We start from the raw sequence: 16,552 nt of genomic DNA on the forward strand, positions 1-16,552 counted from the left end.
TTATTTAAAAATTTCGTTAAAAAGCAAACTTTTAAGCTCCAGTTTACGTATTAATAAATATAGAATCATTCGCGGCAGCATATGATGCATTGTATTCACCTTACCAACAAAAACAGTTGAACCAGGAGGACGAACGAATGAAATTGGGCGTATTTATGGTATTGCTTAACAATATGAGCTTTGAGGAGGCACTGGACTATGTAGTTGAAAAAGGTGTCAAGGCGGTAGAGATTGGCACCGGCGGTAATCCGGGTAATGTTCACTGCAACACCGATGAGCTGCTCGCCGATAACGGCAAGCTGAAAGCATTCAAACAGGCTATTGATTCACGCGGCCTGATCATCAGCGCACTGAGCTGTCACGACAATCCATTGCATCCGCAAAAAGCGATTGCCAAAGAAGCGCATGACTCTTTTATCAAGTCCGTGCAGCTGGCTGAGAAGCTGGAAGTACCTGTCGTCAATACGTTCTCCGGCTGTCCGGGTGAGAGTGACGACTCCAAATATCCAAACTGGCCGGTAGCACCATGGCCCAACGATTTCCGCGACCTGCTGGACTGGCAGTGGAATGAGAAAATTATTCCTTACTGGAAAGAAGCAGGCAAATTCGCTTCAGACCACAATATAAAAGTCGGTCTCGAACTGCATGGCGGCTTCTCCGTTCATACACCGGGCACACTGCTGCGACTGCGTGAAGCAGCTGGTGAAGTCATCGGAGCGAACCTGGATCCGAGCCACATGTGGTGGCAGGGAATCGATCCAATCGGCGCAATAAAAATTTTGGGGAAAAATGGCGCAATTCATCACTTTCATGCTAAAGATACGGCTACAGATACCGATAATATGAATATGAACGGTGTAACGGACATGCATTCCTACGCTGATATCAAAGAACGCGCATGGCAGTTCCGTACCGTAGGTTATGGTCACGATGTAAAAACCTGGGCTGACATCGTCAGCGCACTAAGATTAGTTGGATATGACTATGTCGTTAGTATAGAGCATGAAGACGGACTGATGTCCGTAAACGAGGGTTTCACTAAAGCCGTCCACAATTTGCAGCAGGTCATGATCGAAGAAGAACTTGGCGAGATGTGGTGGGTCTAACAACAGGGAGGCAATAATAGTATGATTAACGTAACAGTCTGGAATGAGTTTGTACATGAGCAAATCCGCGACGACGTCAAAGCTGTATACCCGGATGGAATTCACAAAGTACTTGCAGACGGATTGACCAAAGAAGGGTTCGCCTGCCGCACAGCAACACTGGATCAGGATGAGCATGGTCTGACAGAATCCGTTCTGAACTCTACCGATGTTATGCTGTGGTGGGGACATACGGCACACGACCTGGTGGATGATGAGATTGCAGAAGCGGTAGTAAGACGTGTTCAGGAAGGCATGGGATTGATCGTGCTGCACTCCGGACACTTTTCCAAACCATTCAAGCAATTGATGGGCACAAGCTGCGATCTGAAATGGCGTGTCGCAGACGAACAGGAAATCCTGTGGTGTGTGAACCCGAATCATCCGATCTCACAGGGTGTTAATCCATCCATCACACTGGATAAAGAGGAAATGTATGGCGAGTTTTTCGATGTTCCGGCTCCCGACGAGCTGGTATATCTGAGCAACTTTGAAGGTGGCGAAGTATTCCGCAGCGGCTGCACGTACCGTCGCGGCCATGGTAAAATCTTCTACTTCCGCCCTGGTCATGAAACATATCCTACGTACTACAACCAGGATATTATGCATATCATCGCCAATGCTGTACGCTGGGCACAACCAGCAGAAAATGCCCGTCCTGCGTTTGGACGTACTGAGCCAACACGAGCAATCGGCGGCAAAGTACTGGTATAATTCTTTAATTAAGCAGATAGCCAGCGCATTTTCAGCATAGGAGACAGGCTGAATACGTTCTTCGGTCAAACGAAGATATTTTGATCATACTCCAGCAACCTTGTTGAATGAACCCTATAGTATACACGATTGCCGGTAAGCCTTGCTTTTATGATGGAAGCTGAGATACAGCAATGAACAGAGTACGTCTGCGGGAATGTCCGCAGACGTATTTTTTACATAAGTAGCTTGTGGAAATTTGGGTAAATACAATATGTATACAAATTATTGGGTAAATGAGGTATGGATATGTCAAACCAAAATCAGACATCTACGCATATCGGATCTGTACCGCTGCCGCCCGAACTGGTACACGCCTGTCTGGAACGAGTGAAGGACTTGCGGCTTGAAGGGTTTTTGACCGGATTTGGCAGATGGCCCGGTATGCTAATGATGGTAGGGGAGGCGCCAGGGGCAACAGAAATACAGAATGGACGACCATTTTCAGGTCAGGCTGGTAAGGTACTGGATAGTTATCTGGAAGCGCTGGATATTACGAGAGACGATTTGTATATTACGAGTGCTGTCCGCAGTCGTCCGTACAAAGACAAGCCAGTTAAAGGAAGCCCGGATCGTCTCAGCCGATCCAATCGCACCCCTACCCGGGCTGAAGTGCTGGCATTTGCCCCTATTCTGGACAGGGAAATTGCTATAGTACAGCCACAAATTCTGATTACACTGGGCAATATTGGTCTGCAGCGGCTGCTCGGTGAAGAGTATACCATCACTGCATGGCATGGACAGTTGATACGCAGACGGATTCAGCAGGTAGACAGTGAACGTCTCGAGCAAGGATATCATTTGTCCGAGCAAGAATATTGTATTTTTCCTATGTATCATCCAGCGGCAGTGCTGTATAATAGATCATTGACTGATACTATTGCTGATGATCTCAAGCAGCTGCGTGAACTTATTGGTCAGAGCCTGCAGCTGTAAGGAAACAAGTAGGAACCGTAATGTTTTCGTTTTCTTATTAGGTAAAATGTGTTAAAATATATATGCTAACTAATTGTAAGCGTACATGAAGTTTATATATAAAAAGCTTACGACAACCCACTATTGTGCTATGGACGGATGAAGAGGTGAAAAGACATGGAACAGCATCAGTTGGGATTATGCCCTCGTTTTGAGACCGCGTTTTCTTTTTTAGGAAAAAGATGGAATGGTCTGATTATTCAGTCACTTATGAGCGGACCAAAACGTTTTAAAGATATCTCTAACCTTATTCCGATGATGAGCGACAAAATGCTCTCGGAGCGGATGAAAGATCTGGAAGGAAGCGGAATCTTGACCCGTCAGGTATATCCGGAGACTCCAGTACGAATCGAGTACGAACTGACCGACAAAGGCCGGGCACTTCAGCCTGTAATGGAACAAATCCAGAATTGGGCAGAGCATTGGGTCGATTAATGCCCCCATGGCGAATCGGTACCAGTAAAAATTGCGTAATTAAAAAGCTTTCCGTCTGATATTTATCAGCGGAAAGCTTTTTGCATATACATTATTTATATTGTTCGCGTAATCAGGAGGCGCCGGGGAGAGATGCCGGCGCAATCAGATTCTGCAGATTTCTCTCGGGCAGAGCTCGCAGTGACATACTTCCTGCAGAGCTTCCAGATCATGAATAATGATCATGCCATGTTCGTATTCGATGACTTCTTTTTTGCGCAGGTCACTGAGCATCCGGTTTACACTTTCTCGTGTAGCTCCAATCATATTGGATAGATCGGTGTGGGTGATTTTCTTGTTGATCAGTATCGATCCATCTTCATTATAGTTTTCACCATACGTATTACTGAGACGAATCAGGGTTGAACAGAGTGCACCTGGTTTACCGTACAGCATCAGGTCACGCACTTTGGTCTGGGTCAGCCGATGATGCGTACCCATCCATTTCATAAAGTCGATAGCAAAATCGCAGTGCTGACAAATAATCAGTTCCAGATCCTTATGCTCAATGACCGCGACTTCCGTATCTTCCAGAGTCTCTGCAGTAAATCCGAGCCGTGTACCGGAGAACGGATCAGCCTGTCCGATCATATCACCAGATTGATACATATATAGGATAAGTTCTTTACCTTCGTCAGTGGATTTGGTCAGTTTGACACGTCCGCTTTTGATGTAGTAAAGCTTGTCAGACAGATCGCCTTCCCAAAAAAGGTGCGATCCGGAAGGAATGCTGCGCTCCGTTGCATAGGCCAGCATCCGCTCCAGATTGATCTCCGAAAAGCTCGAGGTATTTCCTACGATATTAGTGTTCATCATTTCTGCAGATTTGTTCATGTTCGTCCTCCCCTTCATCTCCCAATTATACGCGAAAATAATCGGATTGCATTATGTTTTAAGGAAAAATTTACTAAATTCAAATTCGATCTATGTTCCTTTAAATCAGTGTATTTAATAGTATAATGATTATTTTAAAAATTAAACTTTGTGATTATTTTCACTTTTATTATATCTCCAGTTAGTTCAAAATGCAAAAAGAAAAAAGCCAATGTTTAATATTTTAAAAATAAAAATTGATTGTGAAAAAAATCACATTATGATTTATATCTCTATGTTATGATCAGTGCGTAGACAGAAAGCACCACACATTCTGAGGAGGATGAGAGAAATGGCTGTAAAAAATGATGCCACTCGCACCGTAGAAGTTACTGCACAGGAAGAAATTCAAAAAATGATTGATAAAGCGAACAAAGCACAATCCGCATTTATGAAAATGAATCAGGAACAAATTGATGAAGTTGTACAGGCGATGGCACTTGCCGGACTGGACAAACATATGTATCTTGCCAAGCTGGCTGTTGAAGAAACAGGCAGAGGGGTATACGAAGACAAGATTACCAAAAACATCTTTGCTACTGAATATATATACCACAGCATCAAAAACGAAAAAACGGTCGGTGTGATTGAAGACAATGCTTACGACAATTTCCAGAAAATCGCTGAACCGGTCGGTACCATCATGGGGATCACACCGGTAACCAACCCGACATCCACCACAATGTTTAAAGCACTGATCGCGATCAAGACACGTAACCCGATCATCTTCGGTTTCCATCCATCTGCCCAACAGTGCAGTAAGGAAGCTGCAAGAATCCTGCTCGAAGCTGCAGTCAAACATGGCGCACCGGCAGATTGTATCCAGTGGATCGAGAATCCTTCCATGGACAAAACAAATGCATTGATGAATCATCCTGACGTAGCGCTTATCCTGGCTACCGGCGGCGGTGCAATGGTCAAAGCAGCTTACAGCTGTGGCAAACCTGCACTGGGCGTAGGTCCTGGTAACGTACCTGCCTTTATCGAGAAAAGTGCAGACCTGAAACAGGCCGTAACGGACCTGATCCTGTCCAAATCGTTCGATAACGGCATGATCTGTGCATCCGAACAGGCGGTTATTATCGAAGAACCTGTATTCGAACAAGTGAAAAAGCTCATGATTGATAACGGCTGCTACTTCCTCAGCAAAGAAGAAGTAGGCAAACTGACTGCAGGAGCCATGAACATAGAGAAATGTGCAGTTAACCCGGCAATTGTAGGTCAACCAGCTGTAAAAATTGCTGAAATAAGTGGTATCACTGTACCGGCTGACACCAAGATTCTGGTCGCTGAACTGGAAGGTGTAGGTACCAAATACCCGCTGTCCGCTGAAAAATTAAGTCCTGTACTGGCTTGTTATAGAGTGAAAAATGCAGAACAAGGTATCGAGCGTGCGGCACAAGTTGTTGAGTTCGGCGGTATGGGTCACTCTTCGGCTATCCATTCCAACAACGATGAAGTGATTCAGAAGTTCGCAGATCGTCTTCAAACCGGACGTATTATCGTGAATTCGCCTTCGACACATGGCGCTATCGGTGACATTTACAATACGAACCTGCCTTCCCTGACACTGGGCTGCGGATCGTATGGACGTAACTCGACTTCTTCCAATGTAACAGCAGTGAATCTGATTAATGTGAAAAGGGTGGCGCGTCGTACCGTGAATATGCAATGGTTCAAGATTCCTTCCAAAGTATACTTTGAAAAAGGTTCGACTCAATATCTTGCCAAAATGCCGAACATCAGCCGTGTTATTATCGTAACCGACCCAATGATGGTACAGCTGGGCTATGTGGAAAAAGTAGAACATTACCTGCGTCAACGTCAGACTCCGGTAGCGATCGAAGTATTCTCCGACGTAGAACCGGATCCATCGACCACGACTGTAGAACGCGGCCGTCAAATGATGGAACGCTTCCAGCCGGACTGCATTATCGCACTGGGCGGCGGATCACCAATGGATGCTGCCAAAGGCATGTGGCTGTTCTACGAATACCCTGATGTGGAATTCGATAACCTGAAACAAAAATTCATGGATATCCGCAAACGGATCTACAAATACCCGCATCTGGGACAAAAAGCACAGTTCGTCGCTATCCCAACCACTTCGGGTACAGGTTCGGAAGTAACATCGTTTGCGGTTATCACGGATAAAGAAAAAGGTAACACCAAATATCCTCTGGCCGACTACGAGCTGACTCCGGACGTAGCGATTGTAGATCCTGAGTTCGTCTACTCCCTGCCGCGTGTAGCTGTAGCAGATACCGGTATGGACGTACTGACTCATGCGATTGAAGCGTATGTCTCCAATATGGCCAATGACTACACTGATGGTCTGGCAATCAAAGCGATCCAGCTGGTGTTCCAATACCTGGAGCAATCGGCACTGCAAGGTGACAAACTGGCACGTGAGAAAATGCATAATGCTTCGACAATAGCCGGTATGGCCTTTGCCAATGCGTTCCTGGGCATTAACCACAGTCTGGCTCACAAATGGGGCGGTCAATACCATACAGCACACGGACGTACCAATGCGATCCTGATGCCGCATGTTATCCGTTACAATGCGAAGAAACCAACCAAATTCGCATCGTTCCCTAAATACTCGCACTTCATCGCTGACGAACGTTACGCTGAAATCGCCCGTATCCTGGGACTGCCAGCGCGTACTACCGAAGAAGGCGTAACCAGCCTGATCAACGCCATCCGTGACCTGAACCGCAAACTGGGTATCCCGGAATCGTTTGAAGCACTGGGCTTTGATGCGAAAGACTTTGAAGCACATGTTGATTACCTGGCTGACCGTGCGTTTGAAGACCAATGTACAACTGCCAACCCTAAAATGCCGCTGGTCACCGAACTGGCTGATGTATACCGTAACGCTTTCTACGGTAAATTCGAGTAAGGCTACAAATGTATAGCAAGAAAGTTATAATAGCAAGTAAGTAGTTTTACCAAGGCAGCATACAACCATACAACGTAGTTTTATGATCATCGGGATTGCTTCCATCGGCTGCTGTATGCAGGGGGTGGAAGCAATTCTTTTATTATCGATGTGATTGCGTACCATTTGCTGTAGCTGTAACTACCAGTGTGCTTGGGCTATGTGCTCATTTTAATGGGAAGAATGTTGTGGGTTGGCTGGGAAGGGAGACAGCAGGCGCTCCGGTAAGGGATTCTCCTTCCGGCCTCCGTTCTTAAATGTCGGCTTGAAAGAGAATCCCCTTACCTCCGCTGCGTGCACTTGCTTCATTTTCAGTTCAGCTGCTTAATGTTTAGCCTGTCTGATTACAATCAAGAATTAGAAGCACCGAAAGATGATTAGTGGAGAAAACAGCTACTTGTACGCTGATCAAGCCTAAACTGTAACAAAATACTGTTCAACTTACGAATTATACGAGACCAAGGCGCTGTATACAAAATTAGCTGATTGCCTGCAACATAAATGATGCAATATGCACGGAACGCAAGAAAGGAAATAAGAGCAACCGACGACATTTAAGCCTGGAGATCCTCATCTTCTTCCACCACTAAAGGATCTTCAGGCTTAACCGGAGGAGGGGCCCTTATTCCTTTCTGGAGTGGTTGATGCCCTAATCCGCAAATCATCATTTGCTTTAAATTGGATTCACATCAATTTGAACAGTCCAAACTTACAGCAACTGTATCTTTAATCCATTGTCATCTGTATTGATAATCGGAAGAAGCTTGGAATAAAACATAACTGTATTGTCCTGAATCCGCTTAATCCGACTAGTAAGCTGTTATATATTTTGAGAAATGCTGTATCAATGACAGAAAGTGATAAAAATCATAATTAGCATCTTATTTTGTGATATATATCACATCTTGAAACAGCTCTGTCCGTCATAATAAAGACATAGCCGGAGCACAAGTAACCGGCGTCATGTTTAGTCAAGGCATAGCCATAAAATAATTTGTGATTAAATTCACAAGTATTGGAGGGATTATCAATGTCGGTAATCGAAAGAAACGTAATGGACCAGTCACAACAGGATGCATGGAGAGGTTTTAACAAAGGCAAATGGACCAACCATGTGGACACTAAAAACTTTATTGATGAGAATATCAACCCTTACCTTGGAAATGAATCATTCCTGGCAGGCCCTACTCAAAATACAAATGACCTCTGGAAAATCGTATCCCAGCTGTCCAAAGAAGAACGTGAAAGAGGCGGCGTATGGGACGTTGACGTGAACACACCGGGATCAATCGTATCCCATGGTCCTGGTTATCTGGACAAAGACAAAGAACAGATTGTCGGCGTACAAACCGACGAGCCGTTTAAACGCTCCATTCAGCCTTATGGCGGTATCCGAATGGTCATCGATGCTTGTAAAGCTTATGGCTTTGAAGTTCCACAATCGATCGTGGATACATTCACCAACATCCGCAAAACACATAATCAAGGTGTATTCGATGCCTACACAGCCGAGATTCGTGCAGCCCGCAAATCCGGTATCGTAACCGGTCTGCCGGATGCTTATGGCCGCGGTCGTATCATTGGCGACTATCGCCGGGTAGCACTGTACGGTGTAGACTTCCTGATGAAACAAAAACAGAAAGAGCATGATCAGACAATTGGCGAAGGCATGGATGAATCCACAATCCGCCTGCGCGAAGAAATCAGCGAACAGTATCGTGCACTGAATGAACTGAAACAAATGGCTGCTGCTCACGGTATGGATATTTCCAAACCGGCTCAAAACGCCAAAGAAGCTTTCCAATGGTTGTACTTCGGTTATCTGGCTGCTGTCAAAGAACAAAACGGTGCAGCCATGTCTCTTGGACGCGTATCTTCTTTCCTGGATATTTACATCCAGCGCGATCTGCAGGAAGGCACACTGAATGAAGAGCAAGCTCAGGAACTGGTTGACCATTTTGTAATGAAACTTCGTATCGTCAAATTCCTGCGCACACCGGATTACAACGAACTGTTCAGTGGTGACCCAACATGGGTAACCGAGTCTATCGGTGGTATGGCTGTAGACGGAACGACAAGAGTAACGAAGAGCAGTTTCCGCTTCCTGCATACCTTGTACAATCTGGGACCTGCACCGGAACCGAACCTGACTGTTCTCTGGTCCGAAAAACTGCCGGAAGGCTTCAAAAAATACTGTGCCAAAGTATCGATCGAGACCAGCTCCATCCAGTATGAAAATGATGATCTGATGCGGCCATTCTACGGCGATGATTATGGTATTGCCTGCTGTGTATCCGCAATGCGTATCGGTAAACAAATGCAGTTCTTTGGTGCCCGTGCCAACCTGGCCAAAACACTTCTGTATGCAATTAATGGTGGTAAAGACGAGAAATCCGGTGCTCAGGTAGGTCCTGAATTCCCTGCCATCACCTCCGAATATCTGGACTATGATGAAGTTATCGCACGCTACAAACCAATGATGCAGTGGCTGTCCAAAGTGTATATGGATGCACTGAACATCATTCACTATATGCATGACAAATACAGCTACGAACGTATTGAAATGGCACTGCATGACCGTGACATTCTGCGTACAATGGCCTGTGGTATCGCCGGTCTGTCGGTAGCAGCTGACTCCCTGAGCGCAATCAAGTATGCCAAAGTCAAACCAATCCGCAACGAACAGGGTATTGCTGTAGACTTTGAAATTGAAGGCGACTTCCCTTGCTATGGTAACAATGATGACCGTGTTGACCAGATTGCCGTTGAACTGGTAGAGACATTTATGGGCATGATTCGCCAGCACAAAACGTATCGTGAAGCTGTACCGACTCAATCCGTACTGACGATCACTTCCAACGTGGTATATGGCAAGAAAACAGGTACTACACCAGACGGACGTAAAGCCGGCGAACCATTTGCACCAGGTGCGAACCCAATGCACGGTCGTGACAAAAAAGGTGCCCTGGCATCCCTGAGTTCTGTTGCCAAACTGCCTTATGAACACAGCCTGGATGGTATCTCCAACACCTTCTCCATCGTGCCAAAAGCACTCGGCAAAGAAGAAGAGATCCGCAAAGCCAACCTGGTAGCTATGCTGGACGGATACTTCGGCAGCGACGCTCACCATCTGAACGTCAACGTCTTCGATCGTGAACAGCTGATCGACGCCATGGATCACCCGGAAAACTACCCACAACTGACCATCCGCGTATCCGGATATGCCGTTAACTTCATTAAGCTGACCCGCGAACAACAGCTCGATGTCATCAACCGCACATTCCATAACGCAATGTAATAAAAAGTAAAAACCAATCATCAGCAAATTCAAAGAAAATCGAAGCAATCCTTAAGCAAAAGCAATTAATGAACATTTTCTTCAAAGTGTATTAAATCTTATTTAATACCAGTTCAATATTTGCAACTAAAACAAGGTACTGTTCCAAGCAAAAGCTTGGACAGTACCATCATCTAAAAAATGTATTCAAATTACCGCACCAATGCTTGCCAACCGCATTTCTTTTAGAAATTAAATGGTCTCCTTGCACAGAGCGAAGAAGGAGATGGAATTGCTCTGACGCCGCCTTTGTGCCAGGATATCGACTGCTTCAGCAGTCATTCCAGATATCCTTCCACAACAAGCGGCAGAAGAGCAATCCATTCCTTCTGAGCGGTGCATCTACAGGGCAAATTTAATTTCTAACATAAAAGCAATGGCAAATCACACCACAAGGAAAGGGGCTGAATGATCATGGTAACAGGCCGTGTTCACTCGCTGGAAACATTCGGTACTGTCGATGGTCCAGGTATTCGTTTCGTACTATTTATGCAGGGGTGTCTGATGAAATGCCAGTATTGTCATAATCCCGATACCTGGAATCTGGACGGAGGCAAGGTGATGCAGCTGGAAGAAGTATTGGCTGAGATCGAACCTTATCTCAATTACTACCGCAGCTCTGGCGGCGGACTCACCGTATCGGGCGGCGAACCGACACTTCAGGCTCCTTTTGTTAAAGCATTGTTCAAAGCGGTAAAAGAACGCTGGAATCTTCATACTACTCTGGACAGCAACGGCTACAATGATGGGGAAAAGATTCACGAACTGCTGGAAGTTACGGATCTGGTTATGCTGGATCTGAAGCATATCAATAATGAAAAGCATCGAAAACTGACCGGAGTATCCAATGAGCGTACGCTGAAACTGGCACAGTGGTTATCGGATCATGATCGCAAAATGTGGATACGACATGTATTTGTACCCGGCATTCATGATGCAGAAGAAGATCTGATTGCACTGGGCGAATTTATCGCTACTCTCAAAGGGGTAGAAAAATTTGAGATCCTTCCTTATCATCAGATGGGCATCTACAAATGGGAGTCGCTGGGCCGCATCTATCCGCTGGATGGCGTGCCTTCCCCGACTGACGAAGAAGTAGAACGTGCCTATCGGCTGATCGAACAAGGACGCCGCCAGGCGACCTGTGTATAATTCACATGTACGCCAATATACGTACCAGATCAGTGTAATGAATATACATGGACATTCTGCAGGGATTTTGAAATGAAATCTTTGCCGCAGATGATTGTTTAGAGCGCATTCGGGGGATGCGGATGAGAACTATCATAATGAATATGTAGCTGAATCAGCCTTTCTGTCGGTTGCGACAGGAAGGCTGATTCATGTTTTCAGCAAATATAAGAATTATAAAAGGAAGTATAAAAGTGTTATAGAGAGAAAAGTATTCTGCAGGTAAGTCTATTTAGGAAGTTTAGTGATTAGGATATTGATCGAACAGCATCACATAGGTGGGATCATTTATTTCCGCCGTAATATTGGTACTCCACGCCAGATTACAGAGCTGTCTGCTCAGCTGCAGCAGATGGCCGAGCACAAAGAACTGCCGCCTTTATTCATTGCGATTGACCAGGAAGGCGGGATGGTCAGCAGGATTGACCGTGAAGAGCTCAGTCTTATTCCCGGGAATCGAGAAGCAGGAAAAAGTGGCTGAACATGGAGCAGCCGCGGTTACTGCTATGCAGGCCGAACAGGTAGCTGCGGCAGCAAATGGGATTTGAAGGTCTCATTATTACAGATTGTTTGGAAATGCACGCGATTGCCAAGCATTTTCCGATTCCGCAAGCAGCGGTTATGTCGCTGCAGGCAAACTGCCGGTCAGCTTAAATGAACGGTATAGCATAGAAGTATAAATGAAGATTATCCGGCCTGTACTGTTAATCGTTCTATTTCGAAACAGGCTGAAATAAAAGTATACTGTACCGCAGGATATCAGCATGTATAACCAGACCTGTCTATTCATACAAACAGGTCTGGTTATATATGCTGTTCCCAATAAAAATAGAGAGTCATTATTTTCAATGTCAGGAGGATAAAGAAGAATTTACATATCCAGTAAAATCAATATAACCTGTAGTTACCTCTTCAATTGTGTCCAAAATGTGAATCGAAAAAAAACCGGCAATCTTTCCTCAAGAAGACAGAAACTTTTTGGAAAGTACTGCGTCTTAATAATGTGTCATTTCGGGGGGATTCTGTTTTTTGACATTTAAATTACAGTAGATTGCTACAAGAAGGAGTCGAATAATGAAATTCAAGAAGAGTTTTCTAGTGGCTGTACTCGCCTCTACTCAGATTGCTGCAGCATTTCCTGCCAGTCAGGCATTTGCAGCCGAGGGCGATGCAGAAACAGGTATTGTGCAGGATGTGTATGATAATGCCCCAAATACCTATACGGTTCCATCCATTAATCCTGATCCAGCTACAACAGGTACAGAGGATCAGACTGGAGCAGATGATGCAGCGGTAGACGGAACTATTTCGCCTGCAAATCCGGCGACAGCACCATCTACACCGGCACCTGCAACACCAGCTGCGCCAACTGCCAGCCAGCCATCTGTAGTTGCAGATGTTTATTCTGCAGGACCTAACAAACTGATTTTCATGATGAATTCCAATCAGATTTACCGTGATGGTAAATTGTATTATTCCAACCAGCCGATGACGGTTAAAAATGGAGTATCCTATGTATCTGTGCGTGCACTGGTAGAGCGTGTTGGACTGACGCTTACATATGATTCCAAGACCAAAGAAACCGTCATGAAAAAGGACGGTAAAGAACTGCGCTTCACAACAGACAGCAAGTACTACACAGTAGACGGTGTGCGCACACTGATGAAAGGCCCTGCTTTCCAGCAGAAAAATGTATTCATGGTACCGTTGACTTCCATCACGGCAGCATTGAATATTCCTTATACAGTACAGGGCAAAATGGTCATCATGGATCTGCAGGTAAAACCTACAGCTTCATTTACCGTATCGCCTACTGCGATCTATGCTACACAGACAACAGTACAGTACACCACCAAAACAAAAACATCTGATGGTGGCCCCGTTGCTGATGAGCGCTGGACAGGACGCGAAGATGTTTTCGCTGAAGCTGGAGCTCATGTAGTGACCTATCAGATTATGGATTCCAAAGGTCAATGGAGTGATCCATACACAGTCACGATCAATGTACTGCCTCCGAACCAGCCGCCGGTAGCGATGTTCACGACCAACAGTGAATCCTATCGCATGGGTGAAGCTATCAGTTATACCGATATGAGTACGGATGATGAGAATGCCATCGTTGCATCCAAAACACAGTGGGTCAACAAGGAACTGGCTTTCTTTACGCCGGGGCCACAGACGATCACGCTGACAGTAACGGACAAGCACGGTGCTACAGGCACGTACAGCAAAACAATCAATATTACCAATGAAACACTGTACACAGCAGAGCAGTTCTATCCGCTGTTCACACCAGTTGGAGATTCTTTCAACATTAATGGTGCCGAGATTCCAACATGGCAGACAATGACTTCCGAGGTTTCTTCGGAGCCAGTACGTCTGATCCGTAGTAACAGTCCGGAAAGAACACTTTCTGAAGGTATCGTTTACCAGGAGAATGCTTCCGGTCAGACTCGTATTATGGTTCACCATGTTAATGAGACAGGCAAACGTGTGAAAATGTACGTGATTGCAACCAATACGAATGCAACACCTGCTACATTGAATATCCAGGATGTCGGCTTCGGCGGACCTAACATCTACGCTACTGCAGCGGGTAAAGTGTCTATCGACCGTTATTACAAATCGATTCAATCCGGGGCGGACGCACAGACTGTTGTCGTGCAGCCTGGACAGAGTCAGATTATTTTCAATCAGCTGAATGCAACTACCATTAAGCCGGATAATGTTATTTCCCTATATGGTGATTTGGTCAGCGATTCCAATATTCAATACACCGTGATGATGGTTGACGAAAATGCCGATCCGATCGCTTCCATGGCTACCCTGCCTAAGCTGGATCGTGACGGTATCCACAACCGTGGTACCTATGACAATGCAACACGCATTATGCATGTACCAGGTCTGATCGGCAACTCGAATGTACGTATTCCACTGGGCGACAACAACAGTGATCCGAACCTGACAGGTACAGATCCAATGTCCATGACCGAAGCATCCAATGCCGGTAACTTTGGTGTACTGTACAAAATCAAGCTGGATATGGTAGCTCCAAACACGCTGATTTCCTTTAATGCGCGTGGTGGACGTTACTCCGGTTACATCTTTGTAAATGGCGTGAGCACAGCAATCAAAAATAACGGTGCAGCAACTTCTGCCAACGATAACGTAGTACTTTATCGTACGAGAGCTTTGGATACAGAATCCGTAGAGATCTGGTTCACAGCAGCACCGGGCAGCAATCTGCCGGTTAACCTGCTGTTCAGTCAGCTGCCGGCCAAAAAGCAATAATTTTCAATACTCTTACTATTTGTTCCATCCGAAATGAAGATGCGGTGTTGCAGCCGTATACCATTTAAACCGGAGTCTGCATTGCAGCTCCGGTTTTTTTATTTATTATGCTTGGTTGCATGAAATCAGAATCAACTTTAAAATTAGATGGATTGACCTAAATCAGGGCAATAATAATTCGGCATTATCCCTGTTTTGGTGTATAATAGTTATTATTACGAATAAAACAAACAATGGTTAGAATAGAAAATAGCTGGAACCATGACAGGAGGAAGACTCATGCTGTCTACTGAGGAAATTATTAATATTATGTCAAAACAGGGACTGCGGATTACCGATCAGCGGCGTACACTGGCCAAACTGTTTGCCGAAGCGCCGGGTTATCTGACAGCCAAGGATGTCTATGAATATATGGGACAAAAATACAGCGGACTGAGTTTTGATACGGTATACCGTAATCTGCGGGTAATGCAGGAACTGGGGGTGCTCGAGCAAATTGTGTTCGAGGATGGCGTCAAGTTCAAAAGCCATTGCAGCCAGGATCACCATCACCATCATATGATCTGCCTGCAGTGCGAGAAAACATATCCGATCGCCTTTTGCCCAATGGATATGACGGATATGCCGGAGCAGTTCGAAGTGATTCGCCACAAGTTTGAAGTATTCGGTTATTGCAAAGACTGCCGGATGCAGCTGGGCAATCTACCGGCTGATGTGCAATCTGCTGACGGCCAGGGTGGAGATGGTAAAGAAGGACCAGCACTGCATCTGAAAACAAGCGTGCCTGCTACGGAAACAGAGTATGCGGCAGGGAAAAGCCAGTGAATAAGTCTCAAAAATGGAGCCGCCGCGCAGTGCAGGTGCCGATCCATATTTACCGCAAATTCATTTCTCCGCTCAAGCCGCCGAGCTGTCGCTTTTATCCGACCTGCTCCCAGTATGCGCTGGAAGCGATAGAGATTCATGGAGTGCTCAAAGGCAGCTTGCTGGCGGTGAAACGGATCGGCAAATGCCATCCATTTCATCCGGGAGGAATCGATATGGTTCCTCCTGCCAGCGAACGCAGAGGACGAACCGTTGGATTTCCAGCAGGTTCCTCATCGGAAGAGCCGGAGCGGGTACAGAACCGTCGTAATGCTTGACAGCTTCTGTGAGAATTAGGTATATTCAATTACACAAGTCATATATACGTTTCCAGTGAATGGATAAGTATACGGGTTAGGCCCAGTACAGAGAGCCGGAGCAGCTGTGAACCGGTCTGGGAGCCGCTGTAGAAGATGGTCCGGGAGGAACTGGAGTCGAGCGGATGACACTCGGTAAGAGTGTGGTGCGTAAGGCTGCAGCGTGAGCCAGCGTTAATGGCCGGCCTGTAGAGGCTGCTGAGCCTGCTGATGCAAATGAGCAGGGAAGTTGGGTGGTAACACGTGAGTACAAGCTCTCGTCCCATTAGGGATGGGGGCTTTTTGCTGTGCCTTTAACATCAGAATCCTCATCAGATTTATCGTATCCGGCTGCATATGCCGCTATGCTTATGCCCACTGCTGTTTTCGTTGATTCTAACCAAGGAGG

Annotated in this window: 13 protein-coding genes; 12 read left to right on the plus strand and 1 reads right to left on the minus strand. The window is 45.8% G+C overall.

Going from position 1 to position 16,552, the window contains the following annotated elements; translation table 11 throughout:
* Positions 1-137 precede the first annotated feature (137 nt).
* From M1D61_RS08100 to M1D61_RS08115, 4 genes are all read left to right on the plus strand, one after another.
* Positions 138-1,106 carry a sugar phosphate isomerase/epimerase family protein gene (locus M1D61_RS08100; RefSeq protein WP_458121894.1) on the plus strand — a complete coding sequence of 323 codons (969 nt, stop codon included), beginning with the start codon at positions 138-140 and terminating at the stop codon, positions 1,104-1,106.
* Between the two features lie 21 nt (positions 1,107-1,127).
* Entirely contained in the window at positions 1,128-1,859 is a 732-nt protein-coding gene (locus M1D61_RS08105) for a ThuA domain-containing protein (protein ID WP_458121895.1), read from the plus strand.
* 288 nt (positions 1,860-2,147) lie between these two features.
* On the plus strand, positions 2,148-2,834 hold the full coding sequence (locus M1D61_RS08110; RefSeq protein WP_458121896.1) for a uracil-DNA glycosylase family protein: 687 nt from the start codon (positions 2,148-2,150) through the stop codon (positions 2,832-2,834).
* Positions 2,835-2,990: 156 nt separating this feature from the next.
* Positions 2,991-3,308, plus strand: a complete 318-nt coding sequence (locus M1D61_RS08115; protein WP_046214926.1) for a winged helix-turn-helix transcriptional regulator — start codon at positions 2,991-2,993, stop codon at positions 3,306-3,308.
* Positions 3,309-3,452: 144 nt separating this feature from the next.
* On the opposite strand, the gene M1D61_RS08120 is transcribed toward M1D61_RS08115, so the two are convergent.
* The gene (locus tag M1D61_RS08120; protein WP_458121897.1) at positions 3,453-4,181 is read right to left on the minus strand and encodes a Crp/Fnr family transcriptional regulator; all 729 of its coding nucleotides are present in this window, start codon (positions 4,179-4,181) and stop codon (positions 3,453-3,455) included.
* A 331-nt stretch (positions 4,182-4,512) separates the two neighbouring features.
* Between M1D61_RS08120 and adhE the strand changes: the two genes are divergently transcribed.
* The 8 genes from adhE to yidD all read left to right on the plus strand — a co-directional run bounded on the left by adhE (position 4,513) and on the right by yidD (position 16,125).
* Positions 4,513-7,125 (plus strand): bifunctional acetaldehyde-CoA/alcohol dehydrogenase, encoded by a 2,613-nt coding sequence (gene adhE, locus M1D61_RS08125; RefSeq protein ID WP_458121898.1) that lies wholly within the window; start codon positions 4,513-4,515, stop codon positions 7,123-7,125.
* Between the two features lie 1,069 nt (positions 7,126-8,194).
* Positions 8,195-10,462 (plus strand): formate C-acetyltransferase, encoded by a 2,268-nt coding sequence (gene pflB, locus M1D61_RS08130; protein ID WP_458121899.1) that lies wholly within the window; start codon positions 8,195-8,197, stop codon positions 10,460-10,462.
* A 453-nt stretch (positions 10,463-10,915) separates the two neighbouring features.
* Positions 10,916-11,653, plus strand: coding sequence for a pyruvate formate-lyase-activating protein (gene pflA / locus M1D61_RS08135; RefSeq protein ID WP_458122450.1), 738 nt, complete (start codon positions 10,916-10,918; stop codon positions 11,651-11,653).
* Between the two features lie 283 nt (positions 11,654-11,936).
* Positions 11,937-12,173, plus strand: coding sequence for a glycoside hydrolase family 3 N-terminal domain-containing protein (locus M1D61_RS08140; protein ID WP_458121900.1), 237 nt, complete (start codon positions 11,937-11,939; stop codon positions 12,171-12,173).
* A gap of 95 nt (positions 12,174-12,268) precedes the next feature.
* Positions 12,269-12,346 (plus strand): hypothetical protein, encoded by a 78-nt coding sequence (locus tag M1D61_RS08145; RefSeq protein ID WP_458122451.1) that lies wholly within the window; start codon positions 12,269-12,271, stop codon positions 12,344-12,346.
* 420 nt (positions 12,347-12,766) lie between these two features.
* Entirely contained in the window at positions 12,767-14,983 is a 2,217-nt protein-coding gene (locus M1D61_RS08150) for a stalk domain-containing protein (RefSeq protein WP_458121901.1), read from the plus strand.
* Positions 14,984-15,262: 279 nt separating this feature from the next.
* Positions 15,263-15,808, plus strand: a complete 546-nt coding sequence (locus tag M1D61_RS08155; RefSeq protein ID WP_458121902.1) for a Fur family transcriptional regulator — start codon at positions 15,263-15,265, stop codon at positions 15,806-15,808.
* Positions 15,805-16,125 carry a membrane protein insertion efficiency factor YidD gene (gene yidD / locus M1D61_RS08160; RefSeq protein WP_458121903.1) on the plus strand — a complete coding sequence of 107 codons (321 nt, stop codon included), beginning with the start codon at positions 15,805-15,807 and terminating at the stop codon, positions 16,123-16,125. Before M1D61_RS08155 ends, yidD begins: the two co-directional genes overlap by 4 nt.
* Positions 16,126-16,552: the final 427 nt, after the last annotated feature.

The sequence above is a fragment of the Paenibacillus sp. Z6-24 genome (genome assembly GCF_054161335.1).